This is a genomic window from Caballeronia sp. SBC1 (assembly GCF_011493005.1).
In the GTDB taxonomy this organism is placed as follows: Bacteria; Pseudomonadota; Gammaproteobacteria; order Burkholderiales; family Burkholderiaceae; genus Caballeronia.
This window is the reverse complement of record NZ_CP049156.1, coordinates 1,541,730-1,565,075: the sequence shown is the minus strand read 5'-3', so window position 1 is coordinate 1,565,075 and position 23,346 is coordinate 1,541,730. Positions and strand designations below refer to the sequence as shown.

General features: G+C 58.5%; 22 protein-coding genes. 4 read left to right on the top strand and 18 right to left on the bottom strand.

The annotated features are described in order from the left end of the window. Positions 1-314 precede the first annotated feature (314 nt). Complete coding sequence (locus SBC1_RS06865) at positions 315-524, top strand: dodecin (protein WP_097262386.1); 210 nt, start codon at positions 315-317, stop codon at positions 522-524. 141 nt (positions 525-665) lie between these two features. On the opposite strand, the gene SBC1_RS06860 is transcribed toward SBC1_RS06865, so the two are convergent. The 4 genes from SBC1_RS06860 to SBC1_RS06845 form a co-directional block, all read right to left on the bottom strand. Further along, the gene (locus tag SBC1_RS06860) at positions 666-1,769 is read right to left on the bottom strand and encodes a BMP family ABC transporter substrate-binding protein (RefSeq protein WP_165089294.1); all 1,104 of its coding nucleotides are present in this window, start codon (positions 1,767-1,769) and stop codon (positions 666-668) included. 262 nt (positions 1,770-2,031) lie between these two features. Beyond that, positions 2,032-2,961, bottom strand: a complete 930-nt coding sequence (locus SBC1_RS06855; RefSeq protein WP_165089289.1) for an ABC transporter permease — start codon at positions 2,959-2,961, stop codon at positions 2,032-2,034. 9 nt (positions 2,962-2,970) lie between these two features. Continuing rightward, positions 2,971-4,077: an ABC transporter permease gene (locus SBC1_RS06850; protein ID WP_165089284.1), complete on the bottom strand. Its 1,107-nt coding sequence runs from the start codon at positions 4,075-4,077 to the stop codon at positions 2,971-2,973. Beyond that, entirely contained in the window at positions 4,077-5,666 is a 1,590-nt protein-coding gene (locus SBC1_RS06845) for an ABC transporter ATP-binding protein (RefSeq protein WP_165089280.1), read from the bottom strand. The genes SBC1_RS06850 and SBC1_RS06845 overlap by 1 nt, the downstream gene beginning before the upstream one ends. A gap of 269 nt (positions 5,667-5,935) precedes the next feature. Here SBC1_RS06845 and SBC1_RS06840 point away from each other — a divergent pair, with 269 nt between their 5' ends. Then, positions 5,936-6,868, top strand: a complete 933-nt coding sequence (locus tag SBC1_RS06840) for a LysR substrate-binding domain-containing protein (protein WP_165089277.1) — start codon at positions 5,936-5,938, stop codon at positions 6,866-6,868. A 14-nt stretch (positions 6,869-6,882) separates the two neighbouring features. On the opposite strand, the gene SBC1_RS06835 is transcribed toward SBC1_RS06840, so the two are convergent. Further along, positions 6,883-8,253, bottom strand: a complete 1,371-nt coding sequence (locus tag SBC1_RS06835; RefSeq protein ID WP_165089274.1) for an 8-oxoguanine deaminase — start codon at positions 8,251-8,253, stop codon at positions 6,883-6,885. A 519-nt stretch (positions 8,254-8,772) separates the two neighbouring features. Between SBC1_RS06835 and uraH the strand changes: the two genes are divergently transcribed. Then, positions 8,773-9,126 carry a hydroxyisourate hydrolase gene (gene uraH / locus SBC1_RS06830; RefSeq protein ID WP_165089271.1) on the top strand — a complete coding sequence of 118 codons (354 nt, stop codon included), beginning with the start codon at positions 8,773-8,775 and terminating at the stop codon, positions 9,124-9,126. Positions 9,127-9,217: 91 nt separating this feature from the next. Beyond that, on the top strand, positions 9,218-10,411 hold the full coding sequence (locus SBC1_RS06825; protein ID WP_165089267.1) for a urate hydroxylase PuuD: 1,194 nt from the start codon (positions 9,218-9,220) through the stop codon (positions 10,409-10,411). 323 nt (positions 10,412-10,734) lie between these two features. On the opposite strand, the gene SBC1_RS06820 is transcribed toward SBC1_RS06825, so the two are convergent. The 13 genes from SBC1_RS06820 to SBC1_RS06760 form a co-directional block, all read right to left on the bottom strand. Continuing rightward, entirely contained in the window at positions 10,735-11,370 is a 636-nt protein-coding gene (locus SBC1_RS06820; RefSeq protein WP_165089264.1) for a hypothetical protein, read from the bottom strand. A 1,184-nt stretch (positions 11,371-12,554) separates the two neighbouring features. After that, complete coding sequence (locus SBC1_RS06815) at positions 12,555-13,043, bottom strand: ureidoglycolate lyase (RefSeq protein WP_165089261.1); 489 nt, start codon at positions 13,041-13,043, stop codon at positions 12,555-12,557. Between the two features lie 28 nt (positions 13,044-13,071). Next, complete coding sequence (gene alc / locus SBC1_RS06810; RefSeq protein ID WP_165089255.1) at positions 13,072-14,082, bottom strand: allantoicase; 1,011 nt, start codon at positions 14,080-14,082, stop codon at positions 13,072-13,074. 47 nt (positions 14,083-14,129) lie between these two features. Continuing rightward, the gene (gene uraD, locus SBC1_RS06805; protein WP_165089251.1) at positions 14,130-14,651 is read right to left on the bottom strand and encodes a 2-oxo-4-hydroxy-4-carboxy-5-ureidoimidazoline decarboxylase; all 522 of its coding nucleotides are present in this window, start codon (positions 14,649-14,651) and stop codon (positions 14,130-14,132) included. Then, complete coding sequence (puuE, locus tag SBC1_RS06800; protein WP_165089247.1) at positions 14,648-15,598, bottom strand: allantoinase PuuE; 951 nt, start codon at positions 15,596-15,598, stop codon at positions 14,648-14,650. The genes uraD and puuE overlap by 4 nt, the downstream gene beginning before the upstream one ends. 147 nt (positions 15,599-15,745) lie before the next feature. Then, positions 15,746-16,486, bottom strand: a complete 741-nt coding sequence (locus SBC1_RS06795; RefSeq protein ID WP_165089228.1) for an aspartate/glutamate racemase family protein — start codon at positions 16,484-16,486, stop codon at positions 15,746-15,748. Between the two features lie 147 nt (positions 16,487-16,633). Further along, positions 16,634-18,148: an NCS1 family nucleobase:cation symporter-1 gene (locus SBC1_RS06790; protein WP_165089223.1), complete on the bottom strand. Its 1,515-nt coding sequence runs from the start codon at positions 18,146-18,148 to the stop codon at positions 16,634-16,636. Between the two features lie 350 nt (positions 18,149-18,498). Continuing rightward, a complete protein-coding gene (locus SBC1_RS06785) occupies positions 18,499-19,257 on the bottom strand; it encodes a GntR family transcriptional regulator (protein ID WP_165089216.1) in 759 nt (252 codons plus the stop codon). A 280-nt stretch (positions 19,258-19,537) separates the two neighbouring features. Then, entirely contained in the window at positions 19,538-20,464 is a 927-nt protein-coding gene (gene ldcA / locus SBC1_RS06780; RefSeq protein ID WP_165089211.1) for a muramoyltetrapeptide carboxypeptidase, read from the bottom strand. After that, a complete protein-coding gene (tadA, locus tag SBC1_RS06775) occupies positions 20,461-21,027 on the bottom strand; it encodes a tRNA adenosine(34) deaminase TadA (RefSeq protein ID WP_165089206.1) in 567 nt (188 codons plus the stop codon). Before tadA ends, ldcA begins: the two co-directional genes overlap by 4 nt. Continuing rightward, positions 21,024-21,434 (bottom strand): DnaJ family domain-containing protein, encoded by a 411-nt coding sequence (locus SBC1_RS06770; RefSeq protein WP_165089201.1) that lies wholly within the window; start codon positions 21,432-21,434, stop codon positions 21,024-21,026. The genes tadA and SBC1_RS06770 overlap by 4 nt, the downstream gene beginning before the upstream one ends. Before the next feature lie 289 nt (positions 21,435-21,723). Then, the gene (locus SBC1_RS06765) at positions 21,724-22,488 is read right to left on the bottom strand and encodes an ABC transporter ATP-binding protein (RefSeq protein WP_165089198.1); all 765 of its coding nucleotides are present in this window, start codon (positions 22,486-22,488) and stop codon (positions 21,724-21,726) included. Then, on the bottom strand, positions 22,485-23,345 hold the full coding sequence (locus SBC1_RS06760; RefSeq protein ID WP_165089194.1) for an ABC transporter ATP-binding protein: 861 nt from the start codon (positions 23,343-23,345) through the stop codon (positions 22,485-22,487). Before SBC1_RS06760 ends, SBC1_RS06765 begins: the two co-directional genes overlap by 4 nt. Position 23,346: the final 1 nt, after the last annotated feature.

The following is a 23,346-nucleotide window of genomic DNA, read 5'->3' as shown; positions in this document are numbered from 1 at the left end:
GCTTCGTTTCTTTGTCGCTTTGGACAAAGAAATGACGCGCCGAAACGCGCAGTGGCTAATAGTGATAAAGAAATTAGCCAACTCATGCAGACCGCCAAGGCGGAAAGCAGCAACCCGGCACTGACTCCGACCGCTAACCCTGGACTCTAGCAACCCCTGCATTAACCCCAACCGCTAACCCCTAAACCCAACACCCGCCCGATACCCGTAAAAAAACCGAGTGCGAACGGCCCTCCCTTGGCGCATGATTTGCTCAGTCCTACGAAGGCAAATCAACGTGCAATGCCGTCAGCCCGACACCCAAGGAGCAAACAATGACCAATCACGTCTACAAGCAAATCGAACTCACCGGGTCGTCGACCCAATCAAGCGACGACGCAATTCGCGTGGCGCTCGAAAAAGCCTCAAAAACCCTCCGCAACCTGCACTGGTTCGAAGTCATCGGCACCCGCGGGCAAGTCGAGGACGGCAAGGTCGCACACTGGCAGGTCACGCTTAAAGTTGGACTGCGAATCGACGATTAAGATTAATCGCGACGCAGACAACAAAGGCCGCACTTCATGCAAGCGCGGCCTTTTCTTATGACGGAAACGATGACAAACCCCCGGTAAGTTTTGCGAAGTCACATGCTCCTCCGAGCAACTCCGCAAACTACCCCGCCCGAATTACTTCGGCAACGACCCGTCAACACCTTCAACGTACCAGTTGATACGTTGCAATTCCGGATCGGTCAGATTCTGCCCTGCAGCAATCTTGACCGCACCCGACTGATCCTTGATCGGCCCCGTGAAGACATCCCACTTGCCGCTCTGCAGCTGTTCACGCTTGGCCTCCACAGCCTGCATCGCCTTGGCCGGCACCACCGCCGTATTCATGTCCTCAAGATCCACCGCCTTTTGCGGCATCCCCAGCCAAACCGGATCAGTCTTGACCTTGCCGTCCAGAAGCTGCTGCACCATCGTGTTGTAATACACACCCCAATGCGACACCACCGAGCCCAGATGCGCGCTCGGACCAAATTTCTGCATGTTCGAATCCCAACCGAATGCGTACACCTTCTTCTCAGCCGCCGTCGCCAGCGTCGCGTTCGAATCCGTGTTCTGCAACAACACGTCAGCGCCCTGCCCGATCAGCGTTTCCGCCGCCTGCTTTTCCTTGCCCGGATCAAACCAGCTATTGATCCAGATTACCTTTGTATGGATCTTCGGATTGACCGACCGCGCGCCCAACGTATACGCGTTGATGTTGCGAATCACCTCAGGAATGGGCACCGATGCAACAAACCCTAACGTATTTGTCTTGGTCACATAACCCGCGGCAACGCCCGCGAGATACGCACCCTGGTACATGCGGTTATCGTAGACGCCGAAGTTCTTGGCCTTCTTGTAGCCCGTCGCGGTCAGGAACGTAATGTCCGGGTAATCACGCGCCACCTTCAATTCAAAATCCTGGTAACCAAAGCTGGTCCCCACGATAACCTTATTACCTTTCGCGGCCAGGTCGCGGAACACGCGCTCCGAATCCGCCGATTCCGGCACGTCTTCCACCCGCGTGATCTTGATCTTGTTACCGTACTTGGCCTCCACTTCTTTCGTGCCGGCATCGTGGGCAAAGGTCCAGCCGGCATCGCCGGGGTTCCCGAGGTAGACGAACGCGACGCCCGGCGCGTCAGCTGCCCGCGCGGGACCGGCGACCATCGTGGCGGATAGCGCGAGCATCGTGCCCACGGCTCCGGCTGCGCCCAAGGTGTTCAGCCAGCTTTTCTTCATCGTATTTCTCCTGTCGATGGTTCGACCTAGTTTGTAAAAACGTAATGCAACGTCGTTGGCCAAAATCGGGCCGTGGTTCGCAATGTCAGTCCACCTTTCAAGCGCGTCAGCATGTACAACGAATGCGCGCCCTATCGATAACGGTGCTGGCTGCGCCCGTGTTTGCCCGTGCGAACTACGCATCAACGCCTGACGGCCTGTGCATGGTCTTGCGGTCGAGTGCGCGCTATGAGGCCACACATCAAGCACGCCGCCCCAACCTTCAGCTAGCTGCAAAAAACGGCTTACCGAGCGATGCCGGTGCATTCAGCTTGATCGTGTTCGGATTGCGCGAAATAAGTACCAGCACGACGATCGTCGCAATGTACGGCAGCATGGCGAGAAACTGCGTCGGGATGGGTACGCCAATGGCCTGCGCGTAGAACTGCAGCGCCATCACCGCGCCGAACAACAACGCGCCGATCAACAACCTCCCCGGGCGCCACGTCGCGAACACCACCAGCGCCAAAGCGATCCAGCCGCGCCCCGACGTAAGCTGTTCCTGCCACAAATGCAGATAGACGATCGAGTAATAACCGCCCGCAATACCCGCCATGCCGCCACCGAAAAGCGTCGCGCCGTACCGCACGCCAACGACCGGAAAACCCACGGAATGCGCAACTGAAGGCGACTCGCCCACCGAGCGCAATATCAGCCCGGCGCGGGTTCGATACAAAAACCAGCTGATCACCCCAAACATGATGAACGCGAGATAACCGAGCGGTGTCAGCGTGAAAAACGCCGGTCCGATGACAGGAATGGACGTAAGCCCAGGAATGGGCAGCACGTCGATAGTCGCGCGCACCGCCGCCGACGTATAAGGCTTGCCGATATACGCCGAGAACCCAATGCCAAAGATAGTCAGCGATAAACCCGTGGCAACCTGGTTCGCGAGCATGGTGATGGTGAGGAACGCGAACACGAGCGACATCAGCACGCCCGCGACAATCGCGCCCAGAATGCCGAGCCATGGATTACCGGTGATCGCCGTCACTGCATAACCGGTGACGGCGCCCATCAGCATCATGCCTTCCACGCCAAGGTTCAACACCCCCGACTTCTCAGCGACGAGCTCGCCTGCACCGGCGAACATCAGCGGAATGGCGGCTACAACCGCGCTTGAAGAAAGCGAACTGGCCTGATTGATGTCCATTGTTTTTATCTATGAATGTGCGTGCGCCGCGACCCGGCGCCGTACGCGATAGTTGACGAACAGGTCCGCGCCCAGCAAGCAGAACAGCAGCAATCCCTGGAAGACTCCGGCGAGCGCCTGCGGCAATTGCAGCGACGTCTGCACTGCTTCACCACCGAGATACAGCAACGCCATCAGGAGACTCGCGAGCACGATGCCAACCGGATGCAAGCGCCCGACGAACACCACGATGATCGCCGTGAAGCCGTATCCCGGTGACCAGCTCGCCTGCAATTGCCCAATCGGTCCCGCCACTTCACCCATGCCGGCTAACCCGGCCAGACCGCCGCTCAGGAGCAACGAGGTCCAGATGGCCTTTTTATCGGAGAAGCCGGCGTAGCGGGCTGCCAACGGCGCCAGGCCACCCACGTTCATCCGATACCCCGCGAAGCTCTTGCGCATGAACAGCCACACCAGCGGAATGGCGATCATCGTCATAAATACGGATGCGTTGATCCGCGTTCCCTTCAACCATGCCCAGCCCCAATCGGCGTAAAGGCGAGGGTATTGCGCCGAATCGCCGAACATCGCCGAGATCGGGAAGTTCATGCCTTCCGGATCGCGCCACGGACCGCTCACCAGATAAATCAGCAACTGCGTCGCGACGTAGGTGAGCATCAGGCTCGTCAGGATTTCGTTGGTGTTGAAACGGCTCTTGAGCAACGCGGGAATCGCGGCCCACGCCATGCCGCCTATCACGCCGCCAATCATCATCAGCGGCAAAATCCACCAGCCGGTGGCGTCGCCAACATGAATCGCAATGCCGCCCGCCACGATCCCGCCCAGCAGCATCTGTCCTTCAGCGCCAATGTTCCACACGTTCGCCCGATACCCCACCGCCAGCCCCAGCGCGATCAGGCACAGCGGCGACGCTTTCAGCACGAGTTCAGACCAGCCGTTCACGTTTGACAACGGTTCGATGAAAAAGCCGTGCATCGCACGCACCGGGTCCTGGCCCACGAGCGTAAAAATGAGGAAGCCGATAATCAGCGTCAGCACTGCGGCGATCAGCGGCACGGCAAGCTGCATGGCACGGGACGGCGTCGGCCGCGCTTCGAGTCGATAAGGAAAATTCATTATGTCGGGGCCGTGGTGTCGAGGGCGACGGGGTCGGCACGATTGCCATCGAAGAGACCGGCCATGAAGAGGCCGATTTCTTCTGCATTAGTCAGGCCGGTTTCGCGCACCGGGGAAAGCTTGCCCCGAGCGAGAACGGCGAGGCGGTCGCAGATATCGAAGAGTTCTTCCAGCTCTTCCGAGATCACGAGGATTGCCACGCCGCGTGCGGCCAGATCCAGTAGCTGTTGCCGGATAAAACCTGCCGCGCCGACATCGACGCCCCAGGTCGGTTGCGCGACTACGAGTACCTTCGGCTCCTGCAAGATCTCGCGCCCCACGATGAACTTCTGCAAGTTGCCGCCCGACAAGCTTTGCGCGAGCGCACCGTTGCCGCCGCAGCGGACATCGAACGCGCTGATGCAGCGATCGGCAAACGCGCGCATGGCCTTCGCGTTGATCCAGCCGCCGTGCACCATGTGTTCGCGATATCCAGTGAGCAACGCGTTTTCCGCCAGCGACATGGCCGGCACCGCGCCGCGCCCGAGGCGTTCCTCGGGCACGAAGGCGAAGCCGAGCACGCGCCGTCCACCGGCGCTGTAGCGCGCGGCGGGCTTACCGACAATGCTGATGGCATCGGGGGCCACGTGTTTATCGCGGATCTCGCCTGAAAGCGCAGCCAGCAACTCGGCCTGGCCGTTCCCCGATACCCCCGCAATGCCGAAAATTTCCCCCGCGTGCACCGCGAACGAGACGTCCTGCAACGACGTACCGAACGGATCGGCGCTCGCCACCGACAAGTTCTTCACCGCGAGCCTCACCTCGCCCGGCGTATGTTCGCGGCGTGTGTAGTCGGGTAGAGAATGACCGACCATCAATTGCGCTAGCGATGCATGGGTTTCCTGGCGAGGATCGACGCGCCCGGTCACGCGGCCGCCGCGCATGACGGTCGCGGTCTGGCACAGCGCCTGGATTTCGTCGAGCTTGTGGCTGATGTAGAGAATGCTGCATCCCTCCGATGCCAGCCTTCTCAGCACCGTAAAGAGCTTCTTGACCGCTTGCGGCGTTAGTACGGACGTAGGCTCGTCCATGATCAGCAGGCGCGGGTTCTGCAGCAGGCAACGCACGATCTCCACGCGCTGGCGTTCGCCCACCGCGAGACTATGTACGTGGCGTTGCGGATCGACATCGAGCCCATATTCCGCCGATACCTCGCGAATCCGCTTACTGAGCGTCTTCAGATCGAATTTATCGTCGAGGGCGAGCGCGATGTTCTCGCCCACCGTCAGCGTCTCAAACAGCGAAAAATGCTGGAACACCATGCCGATGCCAAGCTTTCTCGCAGCCGCCGGACTGCCGATCTCGACCGGTTCGCCCTCCCAGCGAATCTCGCCTTCGTCTGGACGCACCGCGCCGTAGATGATCTTCATCAGCGTGGACTTGCCCGCGCCGTTCTCGCCGAGCACCGCGTGGATTTCACCCGGTTCGACGATGAGCGTCACGTCGTCGTTGGCCTTGACGGCGGGATATTGCTTGCTGATGCCGTAAAGCGCGAGGCGCGATGTAAGCGCACCGGCCGGCTGAATGGATGAGGAAATGGCGTCGCCCATATGGACTCAGAAAGTGCGGAAATTGCGCAAAACCGGGGTGACCGGTATGTCAGCAACGGAAACGTGCAGTCTGCGAGTAAAAGATACCCAAAACGGTGCGGGCCGTCGATTACTCAAAATAGTGCGCGCAATTAGCAACAGCACGGTGTTGCACAGTTCGCAACGAATGTGCTTGCGGGTATGCCCAGCTTGACGGAAACAATGTGTCATATTAAAAACGATATGTTCTGCACCCTGGTCGATCAGCCTGACCGTATATTGGAGAGAAGATGAGTCAGCAACGCGAAGCGATCGACACTTACCTGTTACGCGTCCTTCACACCCTCTTGATGGAGCGCAGCGTCACGCGCGCCGCCGTCAAGCTCAATCAGTCACAACCTGCGATCAGCGCGGCGCTCAGGCGTCTGCGCGACATCACCGGCGATCCGCTGCTCGTGCGCGGCAAAGCGGGCATGGTGCCGACCGAGTACGGCCTGCGCCTGCTCGAACCCACGCAAAACGCGCTGCGCGAAATCGAACGCATCAAGGTGCAGCAGCACAACTTCGAACCGTCGACTTCAGTGCGGTGTTATCGCATTGGCTGTCCAGATTATCTGAACGTGCTGTTCGTGCCGACCGTGGTGGAGCGCTTTCGTGTAGCCGCGCCCAATGCCACGCTCGAATTCCATTCGCTTGGCCCCGCCTTCGACTACGAACTTGCGCTGGAGGACGGCAAGCTCGATATCGTCGTGGGCAACTGGCCCGAGCCGCCTGAACAACTGCATCTCTCGAATCTTTTCGTCGACAAGATCGTTTGTCTCGTCAGTTCCAATCATCCGTTTGCCCGCCGGGGCGCGCTCACGCTCGATCAATATCTCAACGCACCGCACCTCGCGCCTACGCCCTATTCCGTTGGCCAGCGCGGCGCGATTGATGTTCATCTGGCACGCGAGCGTCTCAAGCGCCATGTGGTCGTCACGCTGCCCTACTTCAATCTCGCGCCGTACGTGCTGATCAAGTCGGATCTTGTGTTCACCACCACGCGTCTGTTCGCCGATCACTACGCCAAGTTCTTGCCTCTGACCGTGGTGCCGGCACCGCTCGATTTCCCGCCGATGCAGTATTACCAACTGTGGCACGAGCGCTGCCATTACTCCGACGAAGTGAGGTGGCTGCGCCACCTCGTCGCCGATGCCACGCGCTCGCTGATTGAAGCGCCTTAAGCTTAGTTAGCCTCTTAGTTGGCCATGGCGATCAACTGGCCAGCCAGCCGGTTGTGACGCTCGACGATCGGTCCAAGATCGACCGTCGTCAACTGGCCGTGGCGCACCACCACCTTCCCGTCGATAACACTCGTCGATACCTGCGACGGCGCGCAGAACACGAGCGCCGCGACGGGATCGTGCAACGCGCCGGCAAAGCCATGCTGACTTAAATCGAAGGAAACGAAGTCGGCCGCCATGCCGGGGGCGAGCGCGCCGATATCATCCCGACCCAGCACCTTCGCGCCGCCCAGCGTCGCAATTTCGAGCGCTTCGCGTGCGCTCATGGCATCCGGACCGAAACCCACGCGCTGCAATAACAATGCTTGCCGCACTTCCCCGACCATCTGCGCGCCGTCGTTCGATGCCGATCCGTCCACGCCTATTCCGACTGTCACGCCCGCGTCTCGCATCGCCCGGATGGGTGCAATGCCCGACGCCAGCCGCATGTTCGAACACGGACAATGCGCGACACCCGTGCCCGTGCGCCCAAACAACTCGATACCCGCACGGTCCAACTGCACACAATGCGCGTGCCACACATCCGGTCCGACCCAGCCTAAATCCTCCGCATACTCAGCCGGCGACATGCCGAACTTCTCGCGGCTGTACGTGACATCGTTCACGTTCTCGGCCAGATGCGTATGCATCGACACCCCGTATTCCCGCGCGAGCAACGCCGAATCGCGCATCAGCTCACGGCTGACCGAGAACGGCGAGCAGGGAGCCACGACCACGCGCAGCATCGCGTAACGGCCTTCATCGTTATACGTTTCGATCAGGCGCTGCGTGTCCTTCAGGATCGCATCTTCTTTCTCGACCACTGAATCGGGTGGCAAGCCGCCGTCCTTCTGCCCGACACTCATGCTGCCGCGCGCCGCGTGAAAACGCATGCCGATCTGTTGCGCCGACACGATGCTGTCGTCCAGGCGCGAACCGTTCGGATAAATGTAGAGATGGTCGCTCGACGTCGTGCAGCCTGAGAGCAACAGTTCGGCCATGGCTGTCAGCGTCGATACTTCAATCATCTCGGGCGTCAGGTTCGCCCAGATCTTGTACAGGCTGGTCAGCCAGCCGAACAACTCCGCGTTCTGCGCGGCCGGCACGGCCCGCGTGAGGCTCTGGTACATGTGGTGATGCGTGTTGACCAGGCCGGGAATCACCAGATGGCCTGACAGGTCCAGCACCTCGTCCGCTTGTTGCGGCAAGTCGCTCGTCGAGCCGACCTGCGTGATCCGGTTACCTTCGATGAATAAACCGCCGTTGGCGATCTCGCGTCGTGTCTCGTCCATGGTCACGAGCACGCGCGCGTTCTTCACCAGCAATGTCCGGGGTTTCTGTTGCATGCCGATCTCCGCTATTTCACTGTTTTACCGAGGGCGCAAAAGCACAAAAGCACCACTTGAATCCGCGCCTGTTACCCGGTTACCCAGCGTCGATCGCCGTCTTCGGGATGCCCAGCAAACCTCTGTGTAAGGCGCTGTGCAAGACGCTACTGTCCGTAGCCAAAAAGCCCCTGACAATGCGAACACTGCCATAGTTGTCTTCACGGACTCGATATGATCGTGAATTTTGGCTCGCGTAGCATCGCCTGAAAGCGGTAAAAAGGGCTGAAACGCTGACGTTTTCTTTACGAAACCGCAATAAGCAGGCAGCCGTTATGTGCTGGCGATTATCTTGCCTATCGCGGGCGTTATGATCACCGCAACTTTTTACAATGCTGTACACGGCGCGCATCCTCTCACGCCGACGGGTATGTAGCCACGCTTGTGGAGCCTCGATCCGCCGCTGACTGTCAGAACACAGACGAGAACTCAGACGGTTCGATGCGCAGCCGCTCCTCGCACACTACAAGGACAACGCGAATGGGCAAGCTAACAACCCACGTACTCGATACCGCGCACGGCCGCCCCGGCGCCGGCATCAAAGTCGAACTTTTCGTGCTGACCGGCGATGCCCGGCGCGCGCTCCTCACCACGCACACCAACTCCGATGGCCGTTGCGACGCCCCGTTGCTACAGGACGACGCCTTTGTCACCGGCGAATACGAGCTCGTGTTTCACGCCGGGGACTATTTCGCGGCTAGCGGCGTTGATCTCCCGGCGCCGCGTTTTGTGGACCGGGTGGTGCTGCGTTTTGGTATTGCCGATGCCACGTCGCACTATCACGTGCCGCTACTGGTCTCGCCTTGGGCGTACAGCACGTATCGCGGAAGCTGAGGTTTTCGTTTAACCCTCAGTGTGTGGCTGACGCTCTTTTGTCCGCGTCGGTCTGATGCAATCGACAAAAAATTCGTAGTGGAGACGTTTCATGCAAGGCTTTATTGTTGACTGGCTGAATCTTGCTTTGCGCTGGCTGCATGTGGTGGTGGCGATTGCGTGGATTGGCGAGTCGTTTTATTTCGTGGCGCTCGACAACAGTTTGAAGCCGCCGAAAGATCCTGCGGCGACCAAGCGCGGCGTGTTTGGCGAGTTGTGGCACGTGCATGGCGGTGGTTTTTACAACATGCAGAAGTACACGGTTGCGCCGCCGAACATGCCCGACGACCTGCACTGGTCGAAGTGGCCCTCGTACACCACGTGGATGTCGGGTTTTGGCCTGTTCATGGTGTTGTATCTGTTCTCGCCGAGCACTTATCTCATCGATAAAAACGTGCTTGATATGGGACCCGTGGTGGCGGTTTCGTCAGCGCTGGGATTCTTGCTGGCGGGCTGGATCGTGTATGACTCCCTGTGCCGGTTGCTGGGTAATCGCGATGGCCTGCTCGGTATTTGCGTGGGCGCTTATGTGGTCATCGCGGCGTGGCTTGCTTGCCATGTGTTCGCGGGGCGTGCTGCGTATTTGATTACGGGCGCGACGTTGGCCACGATCATGTCAGCGAACGTGTTTTTCGTGATCATTCCCGGTCAGCGCAAAATGGTCGAAGCCATGCTCAAGGGCGAAGTGCCCAATGCCATTTATGGCAAGCGTGGCAAGCAGCGTTCAGTGCACAACACGTACTTCACCTTGCCGGTGGTGTTCGTGATGTTGTCGAATCACTACGCGATGACTTATACGCATCCTTATAACTGGGCTGTGTTGCTGATCATCATGTTGGCGGGCGCGCTGATTCGACAGTTCTTTGTGATGCGGCATCGCGGGCAGGTGTTGTGGTATTTGCCGGTGATCGGCGTAGTGCTGATGTTTGGCGCGTTTGCCTGGACCATGCCGAAAGGGGTGCCGACCGTTGCGCCGGTGGCCGGTGCGCCGGCGATTCGTGTGTCCGATATCGAGCCGATCCTGCAGCAGCGGTGCGCGACGTGTCATGCAGCTCATCCGACGATGATGGGGGCTGCTCCTGCGGGAGTTTTGCTGGATACGCCCGAGTCGATTTCGTTGAATGCGCAACGGCTTTATCAGCAGGCTGTGGTGTTGAAGGCGATGCCGCTAGGCAATGTCACCCAGATGACCGACGGCGAGCGGCAGAAACTTGCCGCGTGGTTCCAGGGTGGTGCTTTGAAGTAAGGTTTCTGCTTTACTTAGTATTGGTTTGGGCGCGGAACTTGGGCGATGGAAGTCGGCGCTTGGAGGCATTGCTATCGCCTAAGTTTCACGCGTTATGTTCTAGCAATTCAGTCGCAAGGGTGGTGGTTGCCCATTTCGTGACAGCCGCCGAGCCTGCGTATGCAGAAATTGAATCCGCGTGCCACCAAAGCTCGAACTTCCCACAAAGGGCAGATGTCTCATCAGCCCATGACGCTACCGATGTGACTACCACCAGCGTGATGTCTAAAAGGGAGACAGGCAATGCCGCGCTTAGTCGTTAAGCTCTGTGGCCGCCAATCCAGTTACAAGTCCGCGGACACTTTTTTGCAAGTACGAAGCGCCGAAGCAATGAGCGTTCGGGCCTCGCGAACCCATAACGACCACTTTCGCACCCGCTGTCGACGATCGTCGTCGGTCGCACCCGCAGACCAAAGAGAAAGCTCCCAATCGGCAATACTTTTATTCATTAACTCCAGTAGCGCTATGGCACGAGCCAGTCGCACCGCGCAGTCGTCGTTTAGGGACGAAAGCGAAGCAAGCTCGCTCATAGGAACATCAAGCGCCGCCAGATTGGCGGTAGATTTGATCTCCGCGAATTGCTGCTCAGGGTTTAGAAGTTCCATCCAGTCATTGTCAAAGCTCTCAAGCTGCGGTGCGATTTTTTCAATGGCATCAAGAACCGCGCCCAATTGAGGAACTAATTTCGCGGCGCCTATTCGTGCCGTTGCACATACGGCGGACCAGCGCAGGTGTTCTTGTCCGACCCCAAAGAACAGGGCAACTAAAGTGGCGGTGCACGTCGCGACAGGCCCCAAAATATCCCAGAAGTCCTTTTTCGTACCAAGCATACGATCAAACGAATAGACAAAAAAACCGTATAAAAGCACGGTAAAAGTCAAACCCAATATCAGGCCAAATTCCCGGACATATTTTTTCATCGTATTCCTTAATATGTATGCGAAATTCTAGCACCTGGTTCATCTCAGAAAGAGCCCAACGTCGCGAGCCTCATTTAAGCCTATAAGCCTTTCATGGCGACCCTTAGCGACCGAATTTCCGCGTGCCAATCGACATTAGTGCAATCCACCGCACCGACCAGCCGCGCTTCTAATCGACTAGTTGCGTACTTAGGCCCCCTGGCTGAGTCCTACTCACGTTGCGGATCGGTTTTTATTGATCTTCGATTGCCAGCCCAAGGCTCGATCGGTGGTGCGATCTCACCTATTTCCGCGAGGCGCTGAAACACTCCACACGGGTCTTAACACCGACGCAGGCGCCATGAACGAAATTATGGCCGCCTCGTTCGAGCTCATTGGGCATCTTCATTTGTGCGATATCGGGTATACGTAAAAGAACGAATTGTTCCTATCAAGCAAACTAATGACCGATCCAACGAAAGACCATCGTCGAGACTCGCGGGGCATGATCGTCGAGTGGTACAAGGAAACGCAAGCCGCTTAGAGCCTTTGGTCCATTGAGACAGTGAAGCACTTAGCGTTCGTCAATGCGGCCGGGCTGGCGGGTTCAGCTACGCTGTACGCGAGTAGTAGATGGGCTCGGATTGGCACTTTTCCCAGCATCGCGTTCGCAATCGGCTTGACCGCAGCCGTGGTGGACATGCACCTCAATACGTTGGGATATAGCGCGCGGCGGAAAAAGATCGGCCGTCGGATCAAAACTGCGGACGAGGGATTAATGTGGTCGGACGACCTATTAAAACTATCGACTGCCGGAGAGGGGCATTTCCGATGGGCAGGTCGGGCCGGCGCCTCGGCAGTGTCCAGCTTCATCGCTGGCATAGCGCCATTCATACATCTAGACTGAACTCTGTCCGATATCGCTCGAGAGGGCACGCCGAGATTCGAACGATCCACGCAGTTTCGATGAGAGGACCTACTGAAACCATCGGCTTACGACAAGGCCCGTGACGGGCTCACCGAAACGTTAAAGGCTATCTGGAGACTGACGTTAGGTAAAAACGCGAAGCAATCCACCAAATTACGTTCAAAAACAAGCAAAGTGCATACGCGCAAGGGCTCCTAGAACAGCATCTCGAACCACCGCGACCTCAACCTTCCGCCGCCCAAATTCTTGTACTCCCGGATCAAGTGCGTACGAAGTATCAGTCCATTAACCAAACCGACTCATCAAGCTGAATCTCGTTGAGGTTATTCCCCTCCCCCCCGCGATCCACAACAATAAAATCGCTCACTTCGCCAAGGGCAATCAACGGATGATGCCAGACGCCCTTGGCATAATTCACCCCTTGCCATCCGCGAGTAACGAACCCACGAATAGCCGCTTCATCAAGCTCCCCCGCCGGTGCGACAACAACAAGATACGCCCGATCGTTAAGCGGCAAAAACGCCTGACTCCCCAGCGGATGCCGCTCGAGCATCGAAACCTCAAACGGCAATACCCGCGGCTGCCCGCGAAACAGATTCACAAGCGGCCGCCCGTCCTCGTCTTCCACATCAATCCGCGCAAGATCATGGAAACGAATCGTCGTCCCTAGATTAATCGGGATCTGCTTCGCACCCTCAAGCTCAATGACATCGCCGAACGGCTCAAACGCCGCCCGGGTCAACGGTTCAATCACCAGTTTTTTCATTGCAAAACACACCCCATGCAAGCTCGCATCAAACAAGCGTGCTGAACAACCGCAACCGCGATACTCCGCCGTCCGGATAAATATTGAACCGCACATGCGTAACCGGGCCCAGCGCAGCCAACTCCGACTCGAACACATGCTGCTTGTCCATCTGCAACTTCTGCTCGCCAAGTAGCACCGGCCAGAACATCGCCTGCGTGACAAGCGAACTGTCCGTTCCACCCTTCACATAAGCCGCCTGCAGCGAACACCGGTCAGGATAGTTACCCTTGAAATGCGCCGTATCCACTTCGATCTTCTTGATCACGCCCGGCTGAGCAAGCGCCACGATGCACCAGTCGTTGCCCGGCTCACGACGACGACGCGTCTCCCAGCCATCGCCCATATTTGCGCCGCGTCCCGGCATCAGCAAGGTCGAAGCCGGCCCGAAATGCTGGTTGTTCGCACCAACAACGTACGCGCCGTTTTCCATTGCGGCGAGATCGAATAGCTCGGTGCGGCTAGCGTTGCTCCAGTCAAGCTGCGGCTGCCCATACACACGCAACCGGGCAATCCCGCCATCCGGGTAAATGTTCACGCGCAGATGCGTGAAAGGCAGCTCGCTGGCAATCTCCACGTAATGATGCGTGTTCCCTTGCAATGTCATGGACGGCACCACTTCCGTCCATTGCGTCGCCTGCGTTGGCGTGCCGTCAACCACGTGCGCGCCTTCTATAGATGCGGCTGGCGGAAAGTTGCCCGTGAAGTGGCTCGTATCAATATCAATACCCTTGATCACACCCGGACGCGCCAGCTTCACCACGCACCAGTCGTATCCGCTCACCCGCTTGCGACGCGTTTCCCAGCCGTCCATCCACTTACCGTTATCGTCGTATTTACCCACGATAAACACGGCCGGCTCCGGATTGAGCATCCGCTCTTTCGGTGCAAAAAATTCATCGCTGGCTGCAAGCGCCTGAGCGCCCAACCGCGGGTCCGCGAGGTTCACATAACGGCGCGTGAATTCGGGCGCGTTGGCATCGAGTATGGGTGCAGCCATGATGTTTCCTTGAAAGGTTTTGAAGGTGACGCGCTGCGTTCAAGGGTTCAGACGCCAAGCAAATCGTCGAGCCTGAAACGCGCTATCCGGTAAATTTGCTGGAGACTTTCGCGTAACTCGATGTCGCGGCCGTGATGCAGGCGCGCCTCGAAATTCGCGATAATGCCGTGACGATCAAACCCGCGCACAGCCAAAATAAAGGGAAATCCAAACTTCTCGCGGTATGCAGCGTTAAGCGCCTGCAATCTGTCGAACTCTTCCTGCGTGCAGAGATTAAGACCCGCGCCGCTTTGCTCTCGCGTGGATTCATCCGTGAGTTCGCCACGCACCGCAGCCTTGCCGGCAAGCTCCGGGTGGGCGTTGATCAAAGCCAGTTGCCGTATGTTGCCCGCCTGGTCGACAATCGTCGTCATGACGTCGTGAAGCTGGTCGATACTAGTGAACGGCCGCTTCGCCAGTGCCGCTTCCGGCACCCACGGAGAGTGTTCGAAAATACCGGAAAGCGCGCTGACAAACGCGCCGGCAGGCAGCGCATTGAGTTGGTCCAAAGTGATCCTTACGATACTCATGGCTTCGTCACTCCCGCCGTGCCTTCATACGGATGATGTTCGCGCCAATGCCGCGCAATATCGACCCGCCGCGTCACCCACACACGATCATATTGCTCGATGTGATCCAGAAAACGCTGCAGCGCACGGAAGCGCCCCGGTCGGCCCAGCAACCGGCAATGCATCCCAATGGACAGCATTTTCGGCGCTTCGCTGCCCTCTTCGTAGAGCACATCGAACGCGTCGCGCAAATACGTGAAAAACTGCTCCGCCGTGTTGAAACCTTGCGGCGTGGCAAACCGCATGTCGTTAGTGTCCAGCGTATAGGGCACTATCAGTTGCGGCACCTTGGCGCCACCACTGACCTCCACGTCCATCCAGAATGGCAGGTCGTCGCCGTAATAATCCGAGTCGTACAGAAAACCGCCATGCTCCGCTACCAGCCGGTGCGTGTTGGGACTGTCGCGCCCTGTGTACCAGCCAAGCGGACGCACACCCGTCACGCGCTCAACGGCCTCCATGCCGAGCCGCATATGCTCTGCTTCCTTCTCCGGCGACATGTCCTGATAGTGGATCCATCGATAACCATGACACGCAATCTCGTGCCCCAATTCGACGAACGCGCGACCGAGATCCGGATGACGCTCGATCGCCATGCCCACGCCGAACACGGTGAGCGGCAAATCCCTTTTTTCGAACTCGCGAAGGACGCGCCAGACGCCGGCGCGCGAGCCGTATTCGTAGATGGATTCCATGCTCATGTGGCGAGATGGATACGCCGCCGCGCCCACGATCTCCGACAAGAACTGTTCCGACGCAGAGTCGCCATGAAGTACGCAGTTTTCTCCGCCTTCCTCGTAATTCAGCACGAATTGCACGGCAATGCGTGCGTCTCCGGGCCAATTCGGCTGCACGGGGTACCGGCCGTAGCCGATCAGGTCGCGTGGGTACTTCGATTCATTCGACATGGCTGGATGAGTGCGTGGAAGTCGGTGGAGCCGCACACCGATGGAGACCGGCGCGACGATGGATCAGTTTAGCGAAAACACATCGTCGCGCCCATATTCATACGCAGATATTGCAGGTCAGGCGAGAGGTATGGTCCAGGCGTTTTATTAGGGTTTGCCTGGGCTATAAGGCGCTAGCGCGCCGTCATATTGCTTCGCTAGCGGACGTGCATAGTCGCCGCGTTTCGACGTTCGCAGCTTTAGCGCGATCAACGCTTCCGCCCACTTCAACGCGGTCGTCACGCCCTCTATGACCGGAGCGCCAATTGCATCTTCAATCTCGTGGCAAAACTCGGCCATGCCCGCGCAGCCCAGGACGATCGCCTCCGCGCCGTCTTCCACCAAGGCTTTTCGGCACTCTTCTATGATGATCGAGCGCGCTCTGGACCCGGGAATATCCAGGTCCAGTACCGCTACGTCGGTTGCACGGACGTTCTTGCAAAAACGCTTCATGCCGTAGCGCTCTGCAAGGTGCCAGGACATCGTGCAGGTGCGCTTCAAGGTTGTCACTACGCTGAAACTCGGCGCTATAACGCTTGCTGCATGCATCGCCGCCTCCGCTATGCCGATGACCGGGCCTCTGGACAATTCTCTGGCTGCATATAACGCGGGGTCGCCGAAGCAGGCTATGACATAACCGTCCATCCCCTCTTTCTCGCCCTTTTCAATCTCCTGCAATAAGGCAAGCGACGCGAGCGCTTCGTCGTAATAACCCTCAATGGAAGGCGGTCCCATCGAAGCGCTTACGGAGATTATCTCTGTTCCTTTTGACGCTACTTCCCGCGCACAACGATCCATCGCCAGCGTCATGCGTTCCGTTGTGTTCGGGTTGATCAGCTTGATTCGCATTTCGTTCGTCCTTTAGTTCCTGCAAGCATCATTTGATTTGGATTACGTAGTATTTCCATAAAATCATGCTTGCATTGTTGCTTGCAGTCGCCATCGCACCCCGAGAATCTCGAATGCAATGGCTCGCCTGTTGCCGCGCTCTTACCCTTACGCAAAATTCGACACTGATTTCTTGTCGGCGAGTATCCGGTAGAACAGCGCGCCCAGGCCCGCTCCTATGAACCACGAAAAGTTGCCTGCGCCTTCAAGGGACGGCAGCATCACGCAAGCCACCGCTATGGCCGCCGCCGGCAGTAACGCACCCACCGCGCGCCAGTTCACACCGTTGCTATACCAGTAACGCCCCGTCTCCGACGTCGTGTACAACTCCTCCACCTTGATGTTGCCACGCTTCATCAGGTAGAAATCTACGATGAGCACGCCATACAACGGACCGATGAAACTGCCGAGCACATCGAGCGTGTAGTGGATCACGGCAGGGTTGTTGAAGAGGTTCCACGGGGTGATGAAGATCGACGCCACCGCGGCCATCATGCCGCCCATCCGCCAACTGATCAATCGCGGTGCGACGTTCGAGAAATCGAAAGCCGGCGACACGAAATTCGCCACAATGTTGATACCAATAGTCGCTATCGTGAAAGTCAGCGCGCCCAGGATCACTGCCGTCGGTTGATCGATACGCCCTACCGTTTCTACAGGGTCCGTAATCAGCTGGCCAAAGACCGGCAAGGTCGCGGCGGTCGTAATGACGGTCACCAGCGAGAACGCCAGGAAGTTGACCGGCAAGCCCCAGAAGTTGCCGCGCTTCACGCTCCTGAAACTCTTGCAGTAGCGCGAGAAGTCGCCGAAATTCAACATCGGACCGGAGAAGTACGAGACCACCAGCGATATGGCCGTGATCATGACCGGCACTACTTGCAGACCGTGGTACTTCACCCCGCCCAGGTTCAAGCCAATGTTGCGCCAGCCCGCACGCCACACCATGTAACCCGCCAAAATGAACATCACCACGTAAACCGCCGGACCCGCGAGGTCGATGAACTTCTTGATCATCTCCATCCCGCGCCAGAACACCACGGCCTGCAACACCCACAACAGCATGAACCCGGCCCAGCCCACTGCCGACAATCCGGCAAAACCGTATTTGTGGACATCGGCGTAAGGCATCCATTGGGGCACGAATTTCAGCACCACGATCACCAAAGCGCTCGACGCCAGGAAAGTCTGGATTCCATACCAAGCCACTGCTATCAAGCCACGAATCACAGCCGGAAGATTCGCCCCCAGCACGCCAAAGGTCACGCGGCAGGCCACAGGGTACGGAACGCCCGCCTGCTGGCTCGGCTTCGCTATGAGGTTGCACAGCACGTTCACAATACCGATTCCGACGAGCAATGAAATCAGCACCTGCCAGCTCGTCAGCCCCAACGCAAACAAGCTCCCGGCGAACACATAACCGCCCACGCTATGCACGTCGGACATCCAGAACGCAAAGATGTTGTACGCACTCCACGTCTGATGTTTGAGCGGTGCAAGGTCATCGTTATAGAGCCGGTCGCTGTATCCCAATGGATGCTCAGGATTCCTTCCTGAATCCATATCGGCATCGTCGCTGTAGGACGGTATGGCCGCACTACTTTGGGTCGTACTGAACTGAACCATGACTTCTCCTTGAATGAGCTCGGCAATCAAGCCGCAAATAGTCGACTTCGTATAGCTTTCGTATAGCAATACGCACCGTCGCGTGGTCAACGCCCAGCGCTTTCTTGTCGGTATGGGCTAACCGTCCTGCAGCCGCGGTAGAACCCGCGACCAGACGCAATTCATCCACTCGGCACGCGCATCAACGCGCATGCGTCCACGGAAAAGGCATGGCAAAAGTCCCCGCATTCATTGAATGCGGGCTTTTAAATTCGTTCGGCTTTCAGATATTGGCGATATAGGTATTACGTCGCGCCCGGAGAATGGTCGCGTGGTGTTGCTTGTAATCAGGCTTTAAATCAGGCTTCAAATCACGCGCTTTTGTCGCGCTCATTTGCCTTCGACTTCGAAAAGACTTCGCGCAAATCGACCGCGCCGCGTGCGGGCCGGTCCAGCATCTTCAGTTCGACTTCCTGCAAGTGGCGCGCCATCAGTTCGGCGGCCATAGGCGCGTCGCCAGCATCGAGCGCGGCCAGGATATGTTCATGATCTTCAAAGCTGCACGAGCTCTTGCCAAGCGACTCATACAGCGCTGATATCAGCGTGGAGCGCGCCACCAGCCCCGACAAGCATTCGCACAACACTGTGTTGCCTGTAAGCTGCGCAAGCTCCGTATGGAACTCACCGGACAACCTTATCCACGACGGGAAATCGTGGCTCTCATACGCCTTGCGTTCACGTCCGATCGTCGCGCTAATCGACTTGAGCCGGCGCGTGCCATGCCCAGTACAAATACGCTCGACGACCGCCATTTCGATGATTCGCCGCATCTCGAACACTTCGTGCACTTCCTGCACCGAAGGGCTTGCGACGAACGCGCCACGATTCGGCTCAAGGTCGACCAGACGCTCACCAGAAAGTTGCGCGAGCGCCAGGCGCACGGTGCCGCGCTTTACATCGAATACTTCGCACAACTGTGCTTCTGTCAGCTTCGCGCCTGGAGCGAGGCGGTGCTCGAGAATCGCGTCGCGAATATTCGCCGCGATCGATTCCGCCGTCGCGGCGGCGACCGAAGCCGCAGTGCCGATGACGCTTACCTTCGACAAATCTTTCAATTTCGCTTCGGTCATGGTCGTGTTCGCCCTATGTGATGCATCTTATGCCGGACATAAAAACTGTCAACAATTTCGGAAGAAATTTTATGCTAGGGGAATCCCTCTCCCCGAATCATGTCGCCCTAATCCTTTAGGTATAAGCATTTGTAAAAGTTATCTAAGCAAATACAACTGAATATAACCTCCATTTTGTTGACAATCTATCGCACGTTATTCGTGCTCAAGTGCTCAAAACCAGTGCGTCGAATGAAAAAAAACGCCCTTGCGGGCGTTCGTTCGAACTGCATGAAACCTGCTACGCGAGGTACGGGTAATCAGAAAGCTTCATCTCAAAGCCGTGCGACCGGGCCACAAGGTGCGCGGTCGCGCCAAACGGTAACGTCAGCAATTCGGGTACGTGCCCGAATTGCAATCCTGTCACAACGGGAATCCGGATCACCGACCTGACTTGTTCGAGCATCGTCTCGAACGTATAGCCGTTGTCGTACTCCGACAGCTTCCCGCCCGTGAATTCGCCCAGCACCAGCGCCTGCTGCCGCGCGAGAATCCCCGACTGATGCAGTTGGTAAATCATGCGCTCAACGCGATAAGGATGCTCGTTCACGTCTTCGATGAACAAAATCCCGCCCTCTACTGGCGGCATGTACCGCGTGCCAATCAGCGACGCAATAATCGCCAGATTGCCACCCCACAACATGCCGGTAACATCGACGGACTGGACCTGCGGCACGTGGCTCGTCACCTTGAACGACGGGTGCGTGATCGCGTTCCAGAAATGCTCCATCATGAATGCGCTCGGCTCTTCCGCGCCGAAATCAGCAGCGAGCATCGGACCGCCAAAACTCTTCACCCCGGCCAGCGCGTATAGCGCCAACTGGATCGCGGTGAAGTCGCTATGGCCGACAAGCGCGATCGGCTGGTCTTGCAATCGACGCTGCAAACCCTCGTAGTCGAGGCCATGAAGAATGCGTGTAGCGCCGTAACCGCCCCGCACCGCCAATACGATGTCAGGCAGAGGACGCGTCGAATCCGCCAGCCGGTTCAGGTCCGCGGCACGTTCGCCGTCGGTGCCGCCGAAGCGTTCATAACGACGGTGCGCCGCCGACACATTCTCGAGTCGATGCCCCTGTGCGCGCAGGCGTTCCATCGCGCGCCCAACCACTTCAGAGTCGGGATAACCCGAGGGTGCGACGAGATCGATGGTACGTGTCGGGTGGGTCATGGGCGAATGGAAAGTGGATCGGTGGAATTGGGTAGCGCGGCGTTGCGGGCATCGCGCGCCTCACGCACGGCGCGCCGGCGTTCAGCAAAAAAACTGCGCAACGCGTTAGCGCATTCGTCGCCGAGCACCCCGCCGGTGACGCTTGTGTGGTGGTTCAAATTGCCGATGGCGAATGCATCTACAACACTCCCGCACGCGCCCGTCTTCGGATCGTGCGCGCCGAACACCACGCGGGCAATCCGCGCGTGCATGATCGCGCCCGCGCACATGATGCAGGGTTCGAGCGTGACGTAGAGTTCGCAACCCGGCAACCGGTAGTTTTCAAGCGCCAGGGACGCCGCGCGCAATGCGGCCATTTCGGCGTGCGCCGACGGATCATGAGCGCCGATCGGATGATTGAAGCCAGTCGCAATGACTTCATCGCCACGAACCAGAACCGCGCCGACCGGCACTTCGCCCAACGCACGCGCTTGCTCTGCGGCGGCTTGCGCGAGCGCCATGAAACGGCGGTCGCGCTCTGCGGCAGCCGTTAGCGCGAGATCGGTTGCGGGCGTAAGGGTCACTTTCCGGCGGCCTCAGCTTGCGCATTCCTGTCGTTCTCCGACAGACGCTCGGACAAACGTTCGGCAATGCGCCGCCGGTATTCAAGCGGTACGACGGTGCTGCAGCCGCGCAAGGATTCCAGCGCCATGTCCAGCGCGAGCATCTTCGCTTGCAGCTTGCGGCGGGTCGCCGGATCTTCGGTACTGCCTGCTTCATTTTGCAGGTCGCGAAGCGCGCGCAAATGTTCGACAGCAGGCGGCACGAAACCGGCATTTTTCATAATGCGGTTGGCAACGCGGACCTCTTCAGGGACCAGGGCGTCGTCGTCGAACTCGAGAGGCTCGCCCGCGCCGGGAAGGTTGTCGAACTCGCCGCGCGCGGCAGCGGCCGAAATTCGCTGTTCGACCAAGGCATCTAGCAGTTTCATCGGCGTTTTTGGTGTCGGCGACCGGTCTGTCGAACGTTTGTCTGAGAACGTTATCGAGCAGCGGGATCAAGCCAGACTGTCACGTTTTGAGGGTTGCGCTTCGCGGTGTCATTTACGCTCATCATTTACGTTCAATGAGTCACGTTCAATGAGCCGCCGGCTGCGTGGGAAGCCGGGTGAGCGATCCCGGCGCAACGCGCTTCGGGGATGCTTACTACCAAATTGGTATTCTATCAGGCGCCCCGTGCAGGGGAAGTTCAAGCCGGACGGAATGCGCTACGGGGCTCGGCTAGACCGGATCAACGGCCTTGCGCCGATAACCTTCCGTGGCGAGCAACAAGCTTCGTGTGTATTCGTGCGCCACGTTTTGCTCGCGGACCGCTTCAATGGGAAGCTGCTCCACAATCTCTCCATCGCGCATCACCGCGACCCGCTGGCATAAAAATCCGACGACCGCCATGTTGTGACTGACGAGGATCATCGTGAGATGGCGTTCGCGATGCAAGCGCCGCAGCAGGTTCAGGATTTCCGCCTGCACGGACACGTCGAGCGCGGAAGTCGGCTCGTCGAGCAGCAGCACGCGCGGCTCCACGATCAACGCCCGGGCGATCGCCACGCGCTGGCGCTGCCCGCCCGACAACTGATGCGCATACCGGAACCGGAACGCGGGCCCGAGGCCGACTTCCCGCAATGCGTCAACAATGCGGGCATCGTGGCGGTCCATGCCGTTAATGGCAAGCGGCTCCCGCAGCGTCTGGTCCACGGTAAAGCGCGGATAAAGCGATCCGTACGGGTCCTGGAACACCATCTGGACTTCGCGCCTGAACGCTCGATCGATGTGTTTGCCAAGCGTATGGCGGCCAATTCGCATCGAGCCGTTGGCGATGGGTACCAGCCCGGTCAGCGCGCGAAGCACGGTCGATTTGCCTGAACCCGATTCGCCGACAAGTCCGAACACCTCCCCTTCGCCGACATGAAACGTCGCCGAGCGAACTGCATCGGCGAAACCGGTTTTCGTTTTGAAGCGGACCTGTACGTTGTTTGCTTCGATCATGGCGCGACCTCGGCGAACCATGCGGGATCACGTTGCAGAACCGGCAGTTCATCCGGTGGATTGCGCAGCGGCGGACTCGCGGCCAGCAAACCGCGCGTGTACGGATGCTGCGCGTGGGCAAGATCGCGCGCCGCGCACGTCTCGACTACGCGTCCGCCGACCATCACCAGCACGCGATCGCAAAACGACATCACCAGCGGCAGGTCGTGACTGATGAAGATCAGCCCGGTGTTGTGCTTCGCGATCATTTCATCGAGCACCGACAACACCTGCATGGAGACGAGCACATCGAGCGCGCTGGTGGGTTCGTCGGCGATCAGCAAACTGGGGCCCGACGACACCATCATTGCAATCATCACGCGCTGGCCCATGCCGCCCGACAACTCGTGCGGATAGGCGTCGGCGACTCGCTGCGGATCGCGAATATGCACTGCCTCCAGCGCGGCGACAATGCGTTCGCGCATGGCCTTCGGGTTCAGCTTCGGCGATTGCCGCCCGAACGCCTCACGCATCTGCTGCGCGACCGTCATCACCGGGTTCAGCGAATACTTCGGGTCCTGCAGGATCATGCTCATCTGCGTGCCGCAAAGGCGTCGCCGCTCCTTCGGGCGCAGGGCGAGCAGGTCGTGGTTATCGAGGCGCATGACGTCGGCCGACCAATGTGCCGATGAAGGCAGCAGTCCCAGCAATGCGCGTCCCGTCAGCGATTTCCCCGACCCCGACTCTCCGACGATACCCAGCCGCTCACCTCTGGCGAGCGTCAGGGAGATGCCGCGCACCGCTTCGGTCAGCGTGCCGTCGTGGCCCTCGAACGCTATGCGCAGGTTATCGATCTTACAGAGGGTATCGGCTTGCATG